Source organism: Streptomyces sp. NPDC006261 (assembly GCF_040613515.1).
Classification (GTDB): Bacteria; Actinomycetota; Actinomycetes; order Streptomycetales; family Streptomycetaceae; genus Streptomyces.
This window is the reverse complement of the sequence record NZ_JBEXSI010000031.1, coordinates 15,468-34,128: the sequence shown is the minus strand read 5'-3', so window position 1 is coordinate 34,128 and position 18,661 is coordinate 15,468. Positions and strand designations below refer to the sequence as shown.

General features: G+C 70.7%; 18 protein-coding genes. 6 read left to right on the top strand and 12 right to left on the bottom strand.

All coding sequences use genetic code 11. From position 1 onward, the window contains the following. Positions 1–47: 47 nt before the first annotated feature. The 5 genes from ABZ154_RS21095 to ABZ154_RS21075 form a co-directional block, all read right to left on the bottom strand. Positions 48–950, bottom strand: a complete 903-nt coding sequence (locus ABZ154_RS21095; protein WP_356834749.1) for a D-alanyl-D-alanine carboxypeptidase — start codon at positions 948–950, stop codon at positions 48–50. Positions 951–1,101: 151 nt separating this feature from the next. After that, positions 1,102–1,266: a hypothetical protein gene (locus ABZ154_RS21090; protein ID WP_356834747.1), complete on the bottom strand. Its 165-nt coding sequence runs from the start codon at positions 1,264–1,266 to the stop codon at positions 1,102–1,104. Beyond that, complete coding sequence (locus ABZ154_RS21085) at positions 1,236–1,502, bottom strand: AAA family ATPase (protein WP_356834845.1); 267 nt, start codon at positions 1,500–1,502, stop codon at positions 1,236–1,238. The genes ABZ154_RS21090 and ABZ154_RS21085 overlap by 31 nt, the downstream gene beginning before the upstream one ends. A gap of 8 nt (positions 1,503–1,510) precedes the next feature. Further along, entirely contained in the window at positions 1,511–2,164 is a 654-nt protein-coding gene (locus tag ABZ154_RS21080; RefSeq protein WP_356834745.1) for a hypothetical protein, read from the bottom strand. Between the two features lie 109 nt (positions 2,165–2,273). After that, the gene (locus ABZ154_RS21075) at positions 2,274–2,471 is read right to left on the bottom strand and encodes a hypothetical protein (RefSeq protein WP_356834742.1); all 198 of its coding nucleotides are present in this window, start codon (positions 2,469–2,471) and stop codon (positions 2,274–2,276) included. Between the two features lie 114 nt (positions 2,472–2,585). On the opposite strand from ABZ154_RS21075, the gene ABZ154_RS21070 reads away from it, so the two are divergent. Next, on the top strand, positions 2,586–3,269 hold the full coding sequence (locus ABZ154_RS21070; protein ID WP_356834740.1) for a GntR family transcriptional regulator: 684 nt from the start codon (positions 2,586–2,588) through the stop codon (positions 3,267–3,269). Beyond that, positions 3,266–4,573 (top strand): MFS transporter, encoded by a 1,308-nt coding sequence (locus tag ABZ154_RS21065; RefSeq protein WP_356834738.1) that lies wholly within the window; start codon positions 3,266–3,268, stop codon positions 4,571–4,573. Before ABZ154_RS21070 ends, ABZ154_RS21065 begins: the two co-directional genes overlap by 4 nt. A gap of 71 nt (positions 4,574–4,644) precedes the next feature. Here ABZ154_RS21065 and ABZ154_RS21060 read toward each other — a convergent pair whose 3' ends face one another. Beyond that, the gene (locus ABZ154_RS21060; protein ID WP_356834736.1) at positions 4,645–5,469 is read right to left on the bottom strand and encodes a maleylpyruvate isomerase family mycothiol-dependent enzyme; all 825 of its coding nucleotides are present in this window, start codon (positions 5,467–5,469) and stop codon (positions 4,645–4,647) included. 225 nt (positions 5,470–5,694) lie between these two features. Between ABZ154_RS21060 and ABZ154_RS21055 the strand changes: the two genes are divergently transcribed. Further along, entirely contained in the window at positions 5,695–6,486 is a 792-nt protein-coding gene (locus ABZ154_RS21055) for a carbon-nitrogen family hydrolase (RefSeq protein WP_356834733.1), read from the top strand. Positions 6,487–6,675: 189 nt separating this feature from the next. Here ABZ154_RS21055 and ABZ154_RS21050 read toward each other — a convergent pair whose 3' ends face one another. Continuing rightward, the gene (locus ABZ154_RS21050) at positions 6,676–7,167 is read right to left on the bottom strand and encodes an LURP-one-related family protein (RefSeq protein WP_356834731.1); all 492 of its coding nucleotides are present in this window, start codon (positions 7,165–7,167) and stop codon (positions 6,676–6,678) included. A 64-nt stretch (positions 7,168–7,231) separates the two neighbouring features. On the opposite strand from ABZ154_RS21050, the gene ABZ154_RS21045 reads away from it, so the two are divergent. Then, positions 7,232–9,049 (top strand): thioredoxin-like domain-containing protein, encoded by a 1,818-nt coding sequence (locus ABZ154_RS21045; protein WP_356834729.1) that lies wholly within the window; start codon positions 7,232–7,234, stop codon positions 9,047–9,049. Between the two features lie 53 nt (positions 9,050–9,102). Here ABZ154_RS21045 and ABZ154_RS21040 read toward each other — a convergent pair whose 3' ends face one another. The 5 genes from ABZ154_RS21040 to ABZ154_RS21020 all read right to left on the bottom strand — a co-directional run bounded on the left by ABZ154_RS21040 (position 9,103) and on the right by ABZ154_RS21020 (position 16,831). Then, complete coding sequence (locus ABZ154_RS21040) at positions 9,103–9,840, bottom strand: DUF4232 domain-containing protein (protein WP_356834727.1); 738 nt, start codon at positions 9,838–9,840, stop codon at positions 9,103–9,105. A 258-nt stretch (positions 9,841–10,098) separates the two neighbouring features. Further along, entirely contained in the window at positions 10,099–12,930 is a 2,832-nt protein-coding gene (locus tag ABZ154_RS21035; protein WP_356834725.1) for a BTAD domain-containing putative transcriptional regulator, read from the bottom strand. Positions 12,931–13,098: 168 nt separating this feature from the next. Further along, complete coding sequence (locus tag ABZ154_RS21030) at positions 13,099–13,320, bottom strand: DUF6458 family protein (protein ID WP_030563210.1); 222 nt, start codon at positions 13,318–13,320, stop codon at positions 13,099–13,101. 101 nt (positions 13,321–13,421) lie between these two features. Next, positions 13,422–14,720, bottom strand: coding sequence for a M18 family aminopeptidase (locus ABZ154_RS21025; RefSeq protein WP_356834722.1), 1,299 nt, complete (start codon positions 14,718–14,720; stop codon positions 13,422–13,424). 284 nt (positions 14,721–15,004) lie between these two features. Beyond that, positions 15,005–16,831, bottom strand: a complete 1,827-nt coding sequence (locus tag ABZ154_RS21020) for an acyl-CoA dehydrogenase (RefSeq protein ID WP_356834720.1) — start codon at positions 16,829–16,831, stop codon at positions 15,005–15,007. Positions 16,832–17,014: 183 nt separating this feature from the next. Here ABZ154_RS21020 and ABZ154_RS21015 point away from each other — a divergent pair, with 183 nt between their 5' ends. Then, positions 17,015–17,473: an SseB family protein gene (locus ABZ154_RS21015; protein WP_015609740.1), complete on the top strand. Its 459-nt coding sequence runs from the start codon at positions 17,015–17,017 to the stop codon at positions 17,471–17,473. A gap of 176 nt (positions 17,474–17,649) precedes the next feature. Beyond that, positions 17,650–18,606: a pirin family protein gene (locus ABZ154_RS21010; protein WP_356834718.1), complete on the top strand. Its 957-nt coding sequence runs from the start codon at positions 17,650–17,652 to the stop codon at positions 18,604–18,606. The last annotated feature ends 55 nt before the right edge of the window (positions 18,607–18,661 follow it).

The window sequence follows — 18,661 nt, the reverse complement described above, 5'->3', positions numbered from 1 at the left end:
GCACACATTGTGCGGGCCGGGCCCCTTCGCCGTATGACGCCTGCGGGCTACTTTTTGAACCCGTAGTCCATGAGCTTCTTCGCGTCTGCCGTGCGGTTCGCCTCCGAGGACGACGTGAGGACCGTGCCGATGACCGTCTTGCCCTTACGCGTCGCCGCGAAGACCAGGCAGTACTTGGCGGTCGGGCCGGAACCCGTCTTCACGCCGATCGCGCCGCTGTAGCTGCTGAGCATCTTGTTGGTGTTGGTCCACGACATGTAGCGGTAGCCACCGCTCTTCGTGGTGACCTTCTGCTTCGTCGACTTGGTCTTGACGACCGTGCGGAACGTGGAGTTCTTCATCGCCTGGCGGGCGATGATCGTCAGGTCGCGCGGGGTCGAGTAGTTCTTCCCACTGCTTATGCCGTCGAACGAGTCGAAGTTGGTGTTCTTCAGCTTGAGGCTCTTCGCCGTGGAGTTCATCTTGCCGATGAACGACTTCACGCGGGCCGCACGGGTGGAGCCGGTGCCGAACTTGTCGGCCAGCGCGTACGCGGCGTCGCAGCCGGACGGGAGCATCAGGCCGTAGAGGAGCTGGCCCACGGTCACCTTGTCGCCGACGATGAGCCGGGCGGACGAGGCGTTCTTGGAGACGATGTAGTCGCTGTAGGCCTTCTGGATCGTGACCTTGGTGTTGAGGTTCACGTTCTTCTGCTGCAGCACCACGAGGGCGGTCATGATCTTCGTGGTGGAGCCGGTGGAGCGGCGGGTGTCGGCGGCCTTGCTGAAGAGGCTCTTGCCGGTGCCGCTGTTCATCACGAAGCCGCCCTTGGCGACGATCTTCGGAGCCGGCGGCGGAGTGGCGGCCTGCGCCGTCGAGGCGAAGGCGCCGCTCGCCAGCACCGCACCCGCGGTGAGAGCCACGGTGCTCGTGATGGTCACGCGATTGATGCGCTTGATCCCGATTTTCAACTGAAAGCTCCAAATGCCCCTGATGTGCGGCCACAAATGGGTGCCGCTCGGTGGTGAGACTCCTGGAGCGGGAGAAAGGATGCGTTCCCTAGCGGGTGAATTTGCGCAGCCTTTACGTTAGCCGTTCGGACGCCCCTGACGGCGGTTCAGGTCAGACGTAGGAGGCGAGCAGTTCGTCCAACGTCCAGATGGTGGCTCGCACCCCGGACGTCCGGGCGAGATACCGGTCCCGCTCGATGAGGATGTTCAGATCGCCGCAGCCGAGCTTGTTGCAGGCGGGCTGGATCAGGCTGCTTCCCGTGCTGCCGCCGTCCACGAGGGCCTGGAGATGGGCCGCGTCCCATTCGGCCTCGCTGAGCGCCCAGGGCGCCTTGCCCGGTCCCGCGAGCAGACGATGACGCCTTGGTGGTCGTCGCCGCTGAGGGCGGAGAGCAGTGCGGGGCTGTGAGTGGTGATGAGGACCCGGGTCGCGCTCTCGGTGGCCGCCTCACGGACGAGCCGTAGTACCTGCGAAGCCTGGGACGGGTGCAGCCCGTTCTCCAGCTCCTCGATGACCGAGGTCAGGAGCGGGCAGGCCCGAAGCTCACTGTCGGCCCCAGCTCCAACCCGTCGCCCCCGGTCAACAGAGACGTCGTGATCGCGAGGAACCTGAGCATGCCGTCACTCATCTCGCGGGCGGGAGTCGTCCCCAACGCGTCCTCATCAAACGCGAGCATGACGTCTCCCAGTTCCGGCCTCGTGACAAGCAGCCGTTCGATGTCGTGGTCCACCAGTCCGCGAAGCAGCTCGACAAGGGTGCCGAAGAGCTCGGGGTCGTGGCGTTGGACACTGCCGATTGCTGCTGAAAGGTTCTCGGCCGTCCTGCGCAGGTGAGTGTCGCGGGCTGGCACGTATCGCCGCATGAGGTGCGGCACCGGGTCCAGGTGGAACACACCCGTGAGCGCGGTCAGGACGGCAGCGCCCGCCCAGAGGGCGTGCGTTTCGCCCTCGCTGTCTCCGCTGGCGCGCAACGCCAGTCGCGCCGTCAGAAGCCGGTCGTTGAGGAACAGAGCACTGGGATTGCGGCCCGGCTTTCCGTTGTGCCAGGCCGCATTGATGTGGTGCCCGCGCTGACTCGGCTCTCCGCTGATGAGTAGTGGCTTGATGCCCGTAGCCGTGGGGCCGGTGAGCCGTTCCTTGACGATCCGTACCTCTGGTTCCACCTGGATCGTCACGTCGAACGTAATGGGACCGCCCTCCGTGCCGATCGTGCAGCCCAGCGAGAACCGGTCCGAGCCGTGCGGCACGCACCCGCTCAGCCCGCCCCGCACCGGCCCCGCCGCGCTACGTCGGCTCTCCAGGGGCCTCGCTCATGTCGTCCCCGCGCGCCAGCCGGGAGAGGACTTCGAGCCCGTCCAGCGCGTTCGACTTGCCGCTGCTGTTGCACCCGATCAGGACGGTCAGAGGCGCCAAGGGGAGCACCGCGCAGTGGAAGCTCTTGCACGCGGTGAGACGTACCTCTTCGATGGCGGGACCTGTCACCTGCTTAATTTGGCGCGCACTCAACACCTCTGTAGCGCGCACTCCAGAGCATGCCACGGTCCAGAATCCGGACGTCCCTCCTCCATGCGTGCATGTTGTATCTATGCTGTGCGCATGCCTGCCGCAGCCCCCGCCCCCGTACAGCCGAAGATCACCTCCCTCAAGCAGCCGCCCGCCGCCGAGCGCGTCTACACGCACATCAAGGAGGCGGTCCTGGACCGTCGCTACGAGGGCGGGACGCTGCTCACCGAAGGGGGGCTCGCGGACGCGGTAGGGGTGTCGCGCACGCCGGTGCGGGAGGCGTTGCTGCGGCTGGAGGTCGAGGGGCTGATCAAGCTCTATCCGAAGAAGGGCGCCCTCGTGCTCGCCGTCTCCGCGCAGGAGATTAAGGACGTGGTGGAGACCCGGCTGCTGGTGGAGGAGTTCGCGGCGCGTAAAGCTGTTCCCGCGTCGCCCCGGTTGATCGCGCGGCTCGAACAGCTCCTGGAGGAGCAGCGGCAGCTGGCGGAGGCCGGGGACCTGGCGGCCGTGGCCGTCAAGGACCGCTGCTTTCACGCCGAGATCGTCAAGCACGCGGGCAACGAGATCCTCTCGCGCCTCTACGACCAGTTGCGCGACCGCCAGTTGCGGATGGGCGTCGCGGTGATGGAGGCGCATCCGGGCAGGATCGAGGCCAACATCACCGAGCACAGCGAGCTGTTGGAGGCGATCCGGGGCGGGAACGCCGAGGAGGCCGCGCAGGTCGTCCGGCGCCACGTCAGCCGCGTCCGGGTGCTGGTCCGGGGTGAGGACCGGTGAGTTCGGCCGCCCCCACGCTCTCCCTGCCCGGCGATCCACCCGGGGGCCGGCGCGCCGCCTGGGTCTGGGGAATCGGCGTCGCCGTCTACTTCGTCGCCATCATCTTCCGTACGAGCCTGGGTGTGGCCGGTCTCGACGCCGCCGACCGCTTCGACGTCAACGCCTCCGCTCTGTCGACCTTCTCCATCCTCCAGCTCCTCGTCTACGCGGGCATGCAGATACCCGTGGGGCTGATGGTCGACCGGCTCGGCACCAAGCGGGTCCTCACCATCGGGGCCGTCCTCTTCACGGTCGGACAGCTCGGTTTCGCGCTCTCCCCCTCGTACGGCATGGCGCTCGCCGCCCGCGCCCTGCTCGGCTGCGGTGACGCGATGACGTTCATCAGCGTGCTGCGGCTCGGCAGCCGCTGGTTCCCCGCCCGGCGCGGGCCGCTGATCGGCCAGGTCGCCGCGCTGTTCGGGATGGCGGGCAATCTCGTCTCGACCCTCTTCATCGCGCGGGCCCTGCACAGCTTCGGCTGGACGACGACCTTCGTCGGCAGTTCGCTGGCGGGAGTCGTCGTGCTCGTCCCGCTCCTGCTCTTCCTGAAGGACCACCCCGCCGGGCACGAGCCGCCGCCCGCCGAGCACACGGGCGCCTCGTACGTCCGCAGGCAGATCGCCGCCGCCTGGCGGGAACCGGGGACCCGGCTCGGGATGTGGGTGCACTTCACCACGCAGTTCCCGGCGATGGTCTTCCTGCTGCTCTGGGGGATGCCGTTCCTGGTCGAGGCGCAGGGGCTGAGCCGGGCGACGGCGGGCACGCTGCTCACCCTGGTGGTGCTCTCCAACATGGTGGTGGGGCTCGTCTACGGGCAGATCATCGCCCGCCACCACGAGGCGCGGGCCCCCATCGCCCTGGGCACGGTCGCGACCACCGCCCTCCTCTGGGCCTGCGCGATCTTCTATCCCGCCGCTCACACCCCGATGTGGCTGCTGACCGTCCTGTGCGTGGTGCTGGGCGCTTGCGGCCCGGCATCGATGGTCGGCTTCGACTTCGCCCGGCCCGCCAATCCGCCGGAGCGCCAGGGCACCGCGTCGGGGATCGTCAACATGGGCGGGTTCATCGCCTCCATGACGACGCTGTTCGCCGTGGGGGTGCTGCTGGACGCCACGGGCGGCAACTACCGGGTCGCCTTCGCCTCGGTCTTCGTCCTGGAGGCGCTCGGCGTCATCCAGATCCTGCGGCTGCGCCGCCGGGCGGCGCTCAGGGAACGCGACCACCATGTGGTCAGCCGGGTGGAGGCCGTGCACGTACCCGCGTGACCCGCGCGGCCATGCGCTCGGCGGCGCGCCCGCCCATCCGCGAGTGAACTCCGGGCGGGCGCCGCCGGGAGCTACGGGGTGACGGCGAAGTGCTCCAGGATCGCCGTGGCCAGCTCCTGGTCGCCCTCGGCCTTGATCCGGTCGGCCACGGCTGCCGGCCGGACCCGGCCGCAGGCGAGGCGTACGAACGTCTCCCAGTCCATCGACAGGGTCACGGCCGGGCCCAGCGAGGGGGAACCGTCTACCGAGCCCCGGCCCTCCGCGTCGACCCGTACCGTCCGCAGGAACTCCACCGGGCCGTGCACGTCCAGCACCACCGCCGAGTTGGCCGGTGCGCCCGCGTCCTTGGCGACCACCTTCGGCAGCGCGGCGAGGAGGACGTCCCGGGTGATGTGCGCGCCGGGGCTGTCCAGGTTGCCCGGCTGGCCGAGCGTCGTGCGCAGGTCCTGCTCGTGCACCCAGACGTCGAAGGCCCGCATGTTGAGCGCCACTTCGAGGGTCTGCTCGGCCCCCAGGGGCGCGCGGACCGTGGCGTCGGGGGAGCGGGACTCATTGCGGAGCTGCCGGGCGCGGCGGATGAGGACGTACTCCAGCTCGGACGTCATCTCCGGAGCGGTGTGGTGGCGCCGGACGTCGACCTGCATCTCCATGTACCGGGCGAAGTCGCTCTGCACGTGGTAAAGGTCGCGCGGCAGCGTATGGATGGGCCGCGGATCGCCGAGCATCTCGCACTCCATACCGATGACGTGCGACACGATGTCCCGCACCGACCATCCGGGGCACGGTGTGCGGCGGTTCCACTCCCCCTCCGCGAGTGGCTTGACCAGGTCGGCTATCGCTTCGATGGAGTGAGTCGCGGAGTCGGCGTAGGTCTGGAGGCTGGGATGGACGGTCACGGGACCCCTCGGCGGTTCTTCGGTGCATGGGCTGGAGAGCAGGGAGTGCCGGCGGGCGGGCCGGCACGGACGACGCTGTCGTGGGCTGCGGGCTGCGGGCTGCGGGCTGCGGGCTACGTGGAGGTTCAGTCGCCTAAGTTACGCTGCGAGCAGGCACCCCGGCAGTGCTTTCGTGTGACGATCGTAGGCCCGTGTTGACGGCTCGAATGCCAGGACGGTGGTAGTGTGCGCGCCTCCCTCATCCAGATCGCAGTAGACCCGGACGAATCCGTCGAGGCCCGGCGCGAGCGTGCGGCCTCCTTAGTGGTCGCTCAGCGCGGCTCCGACCTGGTGGTCCTTCCCGAGCTCTGGCCGGTCGGAGCGTTCGCCTACACCGTTTTCGAGCAGGAGGCGGAGCCACTCCAGGGCCCCACCCACGACGTGATGGCGAAGGCGGCCGCCGAGGCGGGCGTCTGGCTGCACGCGGGCTCGTTCGTCGAGCGCGCGCCGGACGGCACCCTCTACAACACCGCGCTGGTCTTCACCCCGGACGGTGAGCGCTCGGCCGTCTACCGCAAGATCCACCGCTTCGGCTTCGACAAGGGCGAGGCGGTCATGATGGGCGCCGGCGAGGACCTGGTGACCGTCGCCCTGCCGCGGACCACGCTGGGCCTGGCCACCTGTTACGACCTGCGCTTCCCTGAGCAGTTCCGCGGGCTCGTCGACGCGGGCGCCGAGATCCTCGTCGTGGCCGCGGGCTGGCCCGAGCGCCGTCGCGCCCACTGGACGCTCCTCGCGCAGGCCCGTGCCGTCGAGAACCAGGCGTACGTCCTCGCCCTCGGCACGGCGGGCACCCACGCCGACGTCCCGCAGGCCGGGCACAGCATCGTCGTCGACCCCTGGGGTGAGGTGCTCGCCGAGGCCGGGGCTCAGGAAGAGATCCTGACCGTGGAGTTCGATCCCGCGAAGGTGGGTGCGACGAGGGAGCAGTTCCCGGCACTGAAGGACCGGCGCCTCGGGCTGGCGCCACCGCGCTGATGGCAGCCTCGTGGGGGGCTGGGGCTTGCTCATGCCGGGGCTGGGGCTTGCTCAGCACCAGTGCCGCTCCGCGCTCGACCGGCCGGGAAGCGCTGAGGTGGACGCCCACGAGGTGCAGTACACGCCGCCGCGCGTCCTGTGTCGCACCGTTTCACGTGAAACAACGAAGCTCGCGCGCGCCACTACGTATCAGCCCTCGTTCTCCTTGTCCGCCAGCACGATCACGCACATCGACACGGCGATGAGCAGCGCGATGTCCGCGTCCTCCCGGACCACGTCGATGCCGTACGTGTCCCGGATCGTCAGCCAGCGCCGCGAGACCTGGGCCAGCAGCTCACCGTCGTACTCGATCGCGAACTCGCGGTCCAGGATCTTGCCGCTGACATCGATCTCCGTGCCGTCCACCAGGGTCACCCGGTAGTGGTTGCGCAGCAGCGACAGGCGCTTGCGCTTGACCTGGGCCAGCTCCTCGCCGCCGCGCTCGATGAGCATGGTGTCGCGCAGGCTGATGAGCTTCTGCCGCAGTTCGACCAGCACCCGGCCGTCGGCGTCCTTCAGCTCGAAAGTGTCACGCAGCCGCATCGCCTTGCCGTCGACCAGGAAGACCTTGCGGCCCTCGGTGTCCTCGATCCAGTAGTCGTCACCGATGGCGAACAGGCGCTCACGTACGAGAAGTCTCATGCGACACAGGTTCCCCCGGGCCCCGGCGGAATGCCCGCAGGTGGGGTCGGTGTTGACTGGTGGCATGGCATCACGTGCACGCGTCCGCGCCCCCGAACTCATCGGCAAGGGCGGCTGGCTCAACACAGGCGACCGGCAGTACACCCTCTCCGAACTGCGAGGACGCGTCGTCATCCTCGATTTCTGGACCTTCTGCTGTGTGAACTGCCTGCATGTCCTGGATGAGCTGCGGGAGCTGGAGGAGAAGCACCGCGACACCGTGGTGATCATCGGGGTCCACTCGCCGAAGTTCGTCCACGAGGCCGAGCACCAGGCCGTCGTCGACGCCGTCGAGCGGTACGAGGTCCACCACCCCGTCCTGGACGACCCCGAGCTGGCCACCTGGAAGCAGTACGCCGTACGGGCCTGGCCGACGCTCGTCGTCATCGACCCCGAGGGCTATGTCGTCGCCCAGCACGCGGGCGAGGGCCACGCCCACGCCATCGAGAAGCTGGTCGAGGAGCTGGAGGCCGAGCACGGGGCCAAGGGCACGCTCCGCCGCGGCGACGGCCCCTACGTGGCGCCCGAGCCGGTCGCCACGCATCTGCGCTTCCCGGGCAAGGCGCTGCTCCTGCCCGAGGGGGGCTTCCTCGTCTCCGACACCACCCGGCACCGCCTGGTCGAGCTGGACGCGGACGGCGAGACCGTACGGCGCCACTTCGGCACGGGCGAGCGCGGCCTGAACGACGGCGGCCCGGACGAGGCCCGGTTCTGCGAGCCGCAGGGGCTCGCCGTGCTCCCGGACGGCCGCGTCGCGGTCGCGGACACGGTCAACCACGCGATCCGCGCCCTGGACCTCACGACCGGGGTGACCAGCACCCTGGCCGGGACCGGCCGCCAGTGGTGGCAGGGGACCCCGACCAGCGGCCCGGCGCGCGAGGTGGACCTCTCCTCGCCGTGGGACCTGGCCTGGTTCGGTGACCGGCTGTGGATCGCCATGGCGGGCGTGCACCAGCTGTGGACGTACGACCCCGAGAACGGGACCGTGCGGGTCGCCGCCGGTACCACCAACGAAGGGCTGGTCGACGGACCGGCCGCCGAGGCCTGGTTCGCCCAGCCGTCCGGCCTCGCGGTCTCCGCCGACGGCGAGCGGCTCTGGGTCGCCGACTCCGAGACCTCCGCCCTGCGCTGGGTCGACCGGGACGAGCACGTGCACACCGCCGTCGGCACCGGGCTCTTCGACTTCGGCCACCGCGACGGAGCGGCTGCCCAGGCGCTCCTCCAGCACCCGATCGGCGTGACCGCGCTGCCCGACGGGTCCGTGGCCGTCTCGGACACGTACAACCACGCCCTGCGCCGCTACGACCCCGCGTCCGACGAGGTCACCACGCTCGCCACCGACGTACGCGAGCCCAGCGACGCGGTGCTGGTCGACGGCGACCTGGTCGTCGTCGAGTCCGCCCGCCACCGCCTCACCCGCCTCCGGCTGCCCGAAGAGGCCGTACGCGTCGCCGAGCAGGCGCACCGCACCCAGCGCGCCGCCACCGAGATCGCCGCAGGCACCCTCCGCCTCGACGTGGTCTTCCAGGCGCCGGCGGGCCAGAAGCTGGACACCCGGTACGGGCCCTCCACCCGGCTGCTGGTCTCCGCCACCCCGCCCGAGCTGCTGGCCGAGGGCTCCGGCGCGGGCACGGACCTCGGGCGCGACCTGGTCCTCGCGGACGGGGTCACCGAGGGCGTGCTGCACGTCTCCGCGATGGCCGCGTCCTGCGACGACGACCCGGCCAACGAGTACCCGGCCTGCCACGTCCATCAGCAGGACTGGGGCGTCCCCGTCCGCGTGACCGCGGAGGGAACGCCCCGGTTGCCGCTGGTGCTGGCGGGGATGGACAGCCCTTCCTGAGGGCTCCGGGCTCAGGGCTCAGGGCTGGCGGCTGACGGACGCGGGCCGACGGCTCAGAACTCGTCGGCGCCGTTGCGCAGCTCGGTGGTCCAGTAGCCGGTGGCCCACTTCTGCGGGTTGACGGCGAGGCCCTCGGTGGCGGGGGACTTCACGACCGCCGTCCCGCCCCCGTTGGCCTTCAGCGTCACCGTGAACTCCTTCACCGTCTCGGTGCTCCCCTTCCGGCCGCCCTCGGACATGCGCACCGCGGCATAGGCGGACTGACCGGGCTCCAGGACCACCGACGCCTCCGGCTTGCTCTTGGCGACGGGCGGGACGATGCCCCGCGCGTTGTCCAGGAAGTGGATGTGCGGGTACTCCTTCATCTCGCAGCCGGCGCCGGAGGTGTTCTTCGCGGTCAGCGTGAGGTGGGTGTAGGGCGGACCGTCCTGGCGTTCGGCGGTGATCTCGAGGCCCTGCGCGGTGCAGAGGGGGACGGAGGCACGGGAAGCGCCGACGGGGGAAGCGCCGGGCCCGGTGGTGCCGGAGCCGCTCGTCGTGCCGGACCCCTTGGCCGTGCCGGCCGCCTGCTCGGTGCCGGCGGATCCGGTGACGCCGGTGGTCCCGGTCTCCTGCGCTTCCTCGGTGGCCTCCTCCGAACCGGGCTGCGCGGCGACCGTCGCGCCGGCGCTCACCGCCGGACCGGCGGACCTGGTACCGGTGTCGCTGTCACCGCACGCGGTGAGGGTGAGGGCCAGGACCGCGGTGGTCGTGGCGGCCAGGACGGTGCTGCGGTTGCGGAACGTACGCACGGAGGCTCCCCCGGGAGTGGTGGTGGGACGGACGCCCGGTCAAGACGGCCGCCCCGAGTTGCTGACAGGGATGACTCTGCCCGCCGCCGCTCACGTATCGCTGCCGTGCCGCTGACGTCCGGCTGACGTGCCGTCCGGGGCGGCTGGCGGCCGGCGGCCGGGCGTTTTCGACGCTTGCGGCTCGCGGGCCGGCCGATGCCACCGTCCGGGCGCCCTCGGGGCCGCCGTGACGCCCGTGCCCAGCCTGGTGCGAAGCGCTCAGCCCTCGCCGGAAAGCCGCCGCAGCGCCTGTTCGTGCCGCCGCCGGTGGTCGGCCCGTGCCGTCACCCGCAGCAGCACTCCCAGCGCCCGTACGGCCCCCTCGTCGTACCCGGCGCGTTCCGCCTCCGTCGCCGCCCGGTCCAGCAGCCGTATGCCCTCGTCCTCCTCGCCGAGCACGATGCGGGCCTCGCCGCTGACGGCCAGCAGCAGGGTCCGGCGGGCCACCTCCTCGTGCTCGGGTCCCAGGTCGAGCGCCGTCCGGGCGGACGTGAGGGCGTCCTCGGGGCGTCCTGCGGTGAGCTGTATCCGGGCGAGGTGCTGGAGGCCGAGCATCTCGGTGTGCCGGTCGGCCTCCGTACGGGCCAGGCCGACGGCCCGTACGCACCCCTCCTGTGCCGCGGCCGGCTCACCCAGTTCGGCCTGGACGACCGCCAGGTTGATCAGCGCGGTCGCCTCGCCCAGCGGGTCGCCGGCCTGGCGGGCCAGCAGGGTCGACCGCTCCAGGAGGGCGGCGGCCTCTGCGGTCCGGCCCTCCTCCGTCAGCACCCACCCCAGCAGGGTGAGCACCCGCGATTCGGCGTACGGGTCCTTGACCGCGCGCGCCGAGTCGAGGGCCAGCTCCAGCAGCGGGGACCAGTTGTCCCGGACCCGCCACACCACCTGCGGCCACTGGAGCAGGATGATCCGCCAGGCCCGGTCGTCGAGTTCCGCGTCCCGGGCGGCGACGGCGGCCAGCGCCAGGTCGTCCCGCTCGGCGGCCAGCCAGCGCATCGCCGCCGTACGGTCGGCGAAGTCCCGTACGGCGGCGGGGTGGCGGTAGCCGTCCGGCAGGACGAAGCAGGGCTCGCCGCCGGGCTCCACGGTGTCGGCGGCGGCCAGGGCGGTGGCGATGTAGTGGTCGAGCACGCCGGCCAGCGCATCGGACGCTGCGGCCGGGTCGAGCCCGCGGGCGTACAGGCGCACCAGGTCGTGCAGCACCCAGCGCCCGGGCGCGGTCTCGGTGACGAGATGGGCCGAGGCCAGCCGTTCCAGCGCGGCGGCGGCGTTGACCGGGTCCGTCCCGGCCAGTGCGGCGGCCGTGTACGGGTCGAAGTGGCCGCCGGGATGGTGGCCGAGCCGGGCGAACTGGTGGACCGCTTCGGGCGGCAGGTGCTGGACGGTCAGCCGCAGGGCGGCCGAGACCCCGGTGTCGTCCACGTCGAGGTAGGCCAGCCGGGAGCGCTCGTCGGCCAGTTCGTCGGCCAGCGCGGCGAGCGTCCAGCGCGGGCGTCCGGCCAGCCGGGCGGCGGTGACGCGCAGGGCGAGCGGCAGTCCGCCGCAGAGCTCGGCGAGCCGGCGGGCCGCCACCGGTTCGGCGTGGACCCGCTCCTCGCCGAGCACTCCGGCGAACAGGGCCGTCCCGTCGTGAGGTCCGAGGGTGTCGAGCGGGACGGGCCGGGCGGCGTCCGAGGCGATCAGCCCTTCCAGCCGGTGGCGGCTGGTGACCAGCGTGACGCAGTCGCTGCCGCCCGGGAGCAGCGGCCTGACGGTGGCGGAGTCGCGGGCGTTGTCGAGGATCACCAGCAGCCGGCGCCGGTCCGTCAGCGACCGGAAGAGCGCGGCCGCCGCCTGTACGGACTCCGGGACCCTGCGCGGGGCGACACCCAGCGCGAGAAGGAACTCCCGCAGTACGTCGATGAGCGCGGCCTCCCCGGCGTCGCTGAACCCGCGCAGATCGGCGAAGAGCCGCCCGTCCGGGAAGAGCGCGGGGCTTCGGTGGGCCCACTGGAGGGCCAGTGCGGTCTTGCCCACCCCGGCGGGGCCGGTGACCAGACAGACGGGCGCCTCGCCCGCCGCCGCCCGGGTCAGCGCGGCCAGTTCGGGCCCGCGCCCGTGGAAGCCGCGGGGGGCGCGGGGAAGGAGATCGGCGGCCGTGCCGTCGGCGGCGGTGGGGGCTGCGTTGCCGGACACGGCGGCGGGAGAGGGATCGGCACCGCGTACGGCGGCGGCCTTGTCGGGTACGGCGGTGGGTGCGGTCCCGGGCCCGGTGGCGCTCACGGGCTTTGGTACGTCCCCCGTCCCGTGCTCGGCTTCCCCGTCGGCACGTCCCGGTTCCCCCCGCAGGATCAGCGCGTAGGCGTCGGCGAGTTCGGGCCCCGGGTCGACGCCCAGCTCGTCCGCGAGCAGCCGCCGTGTGCGGTGGAAGCGGTCCAGGGCCTCCGACTGGCGTCCCGCCCGGTACAGCGCCAGCATCAGCGCCGACGCGAGCGACTCCCGCAGCGGGTGCGCCGCCGTCTCCGCCGCCAGCAGGGCCGCCGCACGGTGGTGTTCGCCCAGCGCCCCGTACGTGCGGGCCAGGTGTTCGACCGTCGCCAGTCGCGACTCCTCCAGCGAGTGCGCGGCCGCCCTGAGCGGCGGGCCGGTGAGTGCGCCGCTGAGCGCCGGCCCCTGCCACAGGGAGAGGGCCTCCTTGAGCATCAGGACCGTGTCGGCGGGGGAGCGCTGTTCCCGCGCGAGCATCAGCAGCTCCTCGAAGCGCTGCGAGTCCAGCAGGGTCTCCGGCAACCGCAGGACGTACGCGTCACCGAGGGTGGCCAGTTCCACTCCGTACGCCTCGGCGTCCGCGTCCACCAGGAGAGCGCGGAGACGGGAGACGTGCCCCTGGATCACGCTACGGGCGTGCAGCGGGGGTTCGTCGTCCCACAGGGAGTCCGTCAGCCTGCCGACGGTGACCGGGGTGTTGGCGGACAGCAGGAGCGTGGCCAGCAGGCTGCGCCGTTTCGCGGGGCCGAGCGGCAGCGGCCCGGCGAGCGTTTCGACGGAGACCGTGCCGAGCAGCCGGAACTCCACGAGCGGCTCCCCTTCCGGGCGGGACGTGCCCGCGGTGAGGGGCGCGGGATCCGTTCCAGATTATCGGGGCCGCCGGGGGCCGGTGCCGGGGTCACTCCTGGTCGGGGCCGGTTTTCGGCCGTCGGACGGGCCGGGCCTTAGCCCTGCCGCCCGGCCGCGGCCGCCGGGTCAGTGGTAGCGCTGCTCGTCGTCCTGGACGACCGTGGTGGTGGGCGGCACGACCATGCGCCGACGGCGCGCGATGCTCATGTAGACGAAGACCCCGATGAGGCCGACGAGCATCATGATCCAGCCGACCAGGTCGACATTGACGGTGTCCACCTTCCAGTCGGTCGCGAACGCCAGAATCGCGCCGCCACCGATCAGGAGAATGCATCCTCCGAGTCCCATGAATCCCGCCTCCTCGACGGCCCGGTGAATCCGGACCGATGTAGGGGTCGGGTACCCGGCCCGGCAACAACCATGTCCGGGACGGCGGTTGAGCGCGGGGGTCAGTCCGTCAGGAACGCCGTGAGCGCGTTGGCCAGCAGATACGGGTCGTCGGCGCCGCACAGTTCACGCGCGCTGTGCATGGAGAGGATCGCGACGCCGATGTCCACGGTGCGGATGCCGTGCCGGGCGGCGGTGATCGGGCCGATCGTCGTGCCGCAGGGCATCGAGTTGTTGGAGACGAACGTCTGCCACGGCACGCCCGCCTTCTCGCAGGCGGCGGCGAACACCGCGCGGCCGCTGCCGTCGGTGGCGTACCGCATGTTGACGTTGACCTTGAGGATCGGCCCGCCGTTGGCGACCGGGTGGTGTGTCGGGTCGTGCCGCTCGGCGTAGTTGGGGTGCACGGCGTGGCCGGTGTCGGAGGAGAGGCAGACCGTCCCGGCGAAGGCGCGGGCGTGGTCCTCGTACGTACCGCCCCGGGCGAAGACCGAGCGTTCCAGGACCTTGCCGAGGAGCGGCCCGTCGGCCCCGGTGTCGGACTGGGAGCCGTTCTCCTCGTGGTCGAAGGCGGCCAGTACGGGGATGTACAGGAGCTCCTCGTCCGGCTGTCCCGCGACGGCGGCCAAGGCGGCGGTCGCGGCGTGCACGGAGAGGAGGTTGTCCATCCGCGGTCCGGCGACCAGCTCGCGGTCGCGGCCCAGGTAGGACGGCGGCTCGATGGCGTGCGGCATGAGGTCCCAGCCGGTGACGTCCTGCGCGTCGACGCCGGCCTCCTCGGCGACGAAGCGGATCAGGTCGCCCTCAGCCACCTCGCCGAGACCCCAGATCGGCTGCATGTGGCGCTGCCGGTCGAGCTTGAGGCCGTCGGTGTTGGCAGAGCGGTCCAGGTGTACGGCCAGCTGGGGCACCCGCAGCAGCGCCCGGTCGATGTTGACGAGCCGGTCGGTGCCGTCCCGCAGCGAGATCCGGCCGGCGAGTCCCAGGTCCCGGTCGAGCCAGGTGTTCAGCAACGTGCCGCCGTAGACCTCGACGGCGATCTGGCGCCAGCCGTGCGACTCCGTGTCGGGCAGCGGCTTCACCCGCAGGTTCGGGGAGTCGGTGTGCGCGCCGACGATCCGGAACGGGGTGTGCGCGGACGCGCCCTCCGGCACGTACCAGGCGATGATCGCCCCGCCGCGGAGCACGTACTTCCCGCCGGTGCTCGCGTCCCAGGCGGCGGTCTCCTCGACCTGGCGGAATCCGGCCACCTCCAGCCGGGCGGCAGCGTTGGCCACGGCGTGGTACGGGGACGGGCTCGCCGCCAGGAAGGACATCAGATCATCGGTGTGCGCACGGTCGAACCGGTGGCGAGAACTCATGGTCTTCACTGTATCGAGGGACCCGAGTCCGGAATCCGGTGACCGGCTGGTTGCTGCCCGGGGCTGCAGCTCGTCGATCGCGGTCAGGTCGATGTCGTACGGGGCGGAGAGCTTGAGGCGGTCGTGGTGGCCTCTTGATCGCTTCCGCCTTGACCACGACGGCATCCGGCTCCGGGACGCTTCTCCTGCCGACGGCCCGCGCACTCAGCTGATACGACAGCGCCGCCACCCGAACGATTTCCGGATGGCGGCGCTGTTGACGTACCGAGCGGTCGGGCGAGGCCCTAGAAGGCGGCCTCGTCCAGCTCCATCAGGGAGTTGTCGACGCTCTCGGCGAGCGCGCGCTCGGCCGAGACGCCCGGGAGGATGTTGGCCGCGAAGAACTTCGCGGCGGCGATCTTGCCCTGGTAGAAGGCGACGTCCTTGGCGGAGGCGGTCGGCAGCTTCTCGGCGGCCACGGTCGCGCCCTTGAGGAGCAGGTAGCCGACGACGACGTCGCCGGAGGCCATCAGCAGGCGGGTCGTGTTGAGCCCGACCTTGTAGATGTTCTTGACGTCCTCGCCGGTTGCGGTGAGGTCGGTGATCATCGTGCCGACGATCGCCTCCAGGTCCACGGCCGCCTTGGCGAGCGAGTCCAGCGCGGGGGCCAGCTCCTCGCTGCCCTGGGCGCCGGCGAGGAACTTCTTGATCTCCTCGGAGAGCGTGTTGAGCGAGACACCCTGGTCGCGGACGATCTTCCGGAAGAAGAAGTCCTGGCCCTGGATCGCCGTCGTGCCCTCGTAGAGGGTGTCGATCTTGGCGTCCCGGATGTACTGCTCGACCGGGTACTCCTGGAGGTAACCGGAGCCGCCGAACGTCTGGAGCGACTGCGCCAGCTGCTCGTAGGACTTCTCGGAGCCGTACCCCTTCACGATCGGGAGCAGCAGGTCGTTGAGGCCGTTCAGCGCCTTGGCGTCCTCGCCCGCGGCCTCCTTCTCCTGGATCGCGTCCTGGACGGTGGCCGTGTACAGCACGAGGGAGCGCATGCCCTCGGCGTACGCCTTCTGCGTCATGAGCGAGCGGCGCACGTCGGGGTGGTGCGTGATGGTGACCTTGGGCGCCGTCTTGTCCATGAACTGCGACAGGTCCGTGCCCTGGACGCGCTCCTTGGCGTACTCCAGCGCGTTCAGGTAGCCCGTGGAGAGGGTGGCGATGGCCTTCGTGCCGACCATCATGCGGGCGAACTCGATGATGCGGAACATCTGGCGGATGCCGTCGTGCTTGTCGCCGATGAGCCAGCCCTGGGCGGGGTGGCGGTCGCCGAAGGTCATCTCGCAGGTGTTGGAGGCCTTGAGGCCCATCTTGTGCTCGACGTTCGTCGCGTACACACCGTTGCGCTCGCCCAGCTCGCCGGTGGTCCAGTCGAAGTGGTATTTCGGGACCAGGAAGAGCGAGAGGCCCTTGGTGCCGGGGCCCGCGCCCTCGGGGCGCGCCAGCACGTAGTGGAGGATGTTCTCGGACATGTCGTGCTCGCCCGAGGTGATGAAGCGCTTCACACCCTCGATGTGCCAGGAGCCGTCCTCCTGCTGCACGGCCTTCGTCCGGCCGGCGCCGACGTCGGAGCCGGCGTCCGGCTCGGTCAGCACCATCGTCGAGCCCCACTGCTTCTCGACGGCGATCTCCGCGACCTTCTTCTGCTCCTCGGTGCCCTCTTCGAAGAGGATGCCCGCGAAGGCGGGGCCGGAGGAGTACATCCACACGGCCGGGTTCGCACCGAGCAGCAGCTCCGCGTAGCCCCAGATCAGGGAGCGGGGGGAGGTGGTGCCGCCGATCTCCTCGGGCAGGCCCAGGCGCCAGTACTCGGAGTCCATGAAGGACTGGTACGACTTCCTGAAGCTCTCCGGGACCGGCGCGGTGTTGGTCTCCGGGTCGAAGACCGGCGGGTTGCGGTCGGCGTCGGCGAAGGAGTCGGCGAGCTCGTTCTCCGCGAGGCGGGCGATCTCCTCGAGGATGCTCTTCGCGGTGTCGACGTCCATCTCCGCGAACGGACCGGTGCCGTACAGCTTGTCGCGCCCGAGGACCTCGAAGAGGTTGAACTCGATGTCGCGGAGATTCGACTTGTAGTGCCCCATGGGAAGGCTCCGTAATCAATAGCAGTGGCGCACAGCGCCCCGGGGAGTGATGCGGGTCGGGCGACAGGCAGGCGTGGGTGCAGGCAGACGCGGGTGTATCAGCTGACCTCTACGATGATGCTACCCGTCAGTAATAAGGCGCAACCCCTCAAGCCGTAGATGTGTCCGATTACTCTTTGCAGCATGTACGGCTACGACCAGAACCCTGGTGCTCAGCAGCAGATGGGTCAGATGGGCCAGATGGGTGGCGGCTACGGCGAGCAGCCGCTGTATCCCGAGCCCTCTCCGCCCTCCCTGGCCGACGCGGTACGGGCCTTCACCACCGGCTCCCTCTCCGCCGAGGACTTCCAGCAGATCTTCGCCACGTCGAAGGTCTACTGCCCGCGCGGTGACAACCCCGGCTTCCTGGCACTGCACAACACCCAGCAGCCGGTGATCCCGATGTTCACCACGCTCAAGGAGCTGCGGCTCTACGCGGGCAAGGAGTCCAAGTACTTCGTGATCACCGGCGCCGAGGTGATCGACCTGCTCCCCACGGGGTACGGCTTCGTCCTGGACATGGAGGGTGATCACCGGATGGTCTTCGACGCCAAGGCGGTCGAGCAGATGGTGGACTTCGCGATGCGGCGTATGTACGGGTAGGTGTTTTCGGTCCGTGGGTCGCTGACCTGCGGGTTCTTCGATCGGGCGAGGGCCCGCGCCGCGAGCGGCGCGGGCCCTCGCGCTGTCGGTGGGCGGGGCGGGAATGCCGCACGCCTTGCAGGATGTTCACCATTCAACTAAATTGGTTCCAGAAGACTCGCCCGGAGGTGGCTCCCATGCCCGCAGTGACCGTCGACAACCCGCTGACCCTGCCCAAGGTGGCCGCTTCGGGTGACGCCGTGGCCCGCCCCGTGCTCGCCGTGACCACGGCGCCGAGCGGATTCGAGGGCGAGGGCTTCCCCGTCCGCCGCGCGTTCGCGGGGATCAACTACCAGCACCTCGACCCGTTCATCATGATGGACCAGATGGGTGAGGTGGAGTACGCCGCAGGCGAGCCGAAGGGCACTCCCTGGCACCCGCACCGCGGGTTCGAGACGGTCACCTACCTGATCGACGGGTCCTTCATCCACCAGGACTCCAACGGTGGCGGCGGCACCATCGAGAACGGCGACACCCAGTGGATGACCGCCGGATCGGGGCTGCTGCACATCGAGGCGCCGCCGGAGTCGCTCGTGCTGTCCGGCGGGCTCTTCCACGGCCTCCAGCTCTGGGTGAACCTCCCCAAGGCCGACAAGATGATGAACCCGCGCTACCAGGACATCCGCGGCGGCGAGGTGCAGCTCCTCACCTCCCCGGACGGCGGCGCGCTGCTCCGGGTCATCGCCGGTGAGCTCGACGGGCACCAGGGGCCCGGCATCACGCACACCCCGATCACGATGATCCACGCCACCGTCCGGCCCGGCGCCGAGGTGACCCTGCCCTGGCGCGAGGACTTCAACGGACTCGCGTACGTCCTGGCCGGGCGTGGCACGGTCGGCGAGGAGCGCCGTCCGATCCGCCTCGGGCAGACCGCGGTGTTCGGCAGCGGCGGCTCGCTGACCGTCCGCGCGGACGAGAAGCAGGACGGGAACACCCCGGACCTGGAGATCGTCCTCCTCGGCGGCCGCCCGATCCGGGAGCCGATGGCGCACTACGGGCCGTTCGTGATGAACAGTCAGGCCGAGCTGCAGCAGGCCTTCGAGGACTTCCAGGCCGGCCGCCTCGGCACGGTTCCGGCGGTTCACGGCATGTGACGTCCGGGAGTGGTCGAGCTGACAGCCCGTCACTCGTACGGTGGTGGCGGGCGGG

Bases quoted from the DNA above. Each gene is read 5' to 3' on its own strand.
- ABZ154_RS21070 (WP_356834740.1), top strand. From the start codon at position 2,586: ATGCCTGCCGCAGCCCCCGCCCCCGTACAGCCGAAGATCACCTCCCTC.
- ABZ154_RS21050 (WP_356834731.1), bottom strand. From the start codon at position 7,167: ATGAGACTTCTCGTACGTGAGCGCCTGTTCGCCATCGGTGACGACTAC.
- ABZ154_RS21045 (WP_356834729.1), top strand. From the start codon at position 7,232: ATGGCATCACGTGCACGCGTCCGCGCCCCCGAACTCATCGGCAAGGGC.
- ABZ154_RS21030 (WP_030563210.1), bottom strand. From the start codon at position 13,320: ATGGGACTCGGAGGATGCATTCTCCTGATCGGTGGCGGCGCGATTCTG.
- ABZ154_RS21025 (WP_356834722.1), bottom strand. From the start codon at position 14,720: ATGAGTTCTCGCCACCGGTTCGACCGTGCGCACACCGATGATCTGATG.
- ABZ154_RS21020 (WP_356834720.1), bottom strand. From the start codon at position 16,831: ATGGGGCACTACAAGTCGAATCTCCGCGACATCGAGTTCAACCTCTTC.
- ABZ154_RS21015 (WP_015609740.1), top strand. From the start codon at position 17,015: ATGTACGGCTACGACCAGAACCCTGGTGCTCAGCAGCAGATGGGTCAG.
- ABZ154_RS21010 (WP_356834718.1), top strand. From the start codon at position 17,650: ATGCCCGCAGTGACCGTCGACAACCCGCTGACCCTGCCCAAGGTGGCC.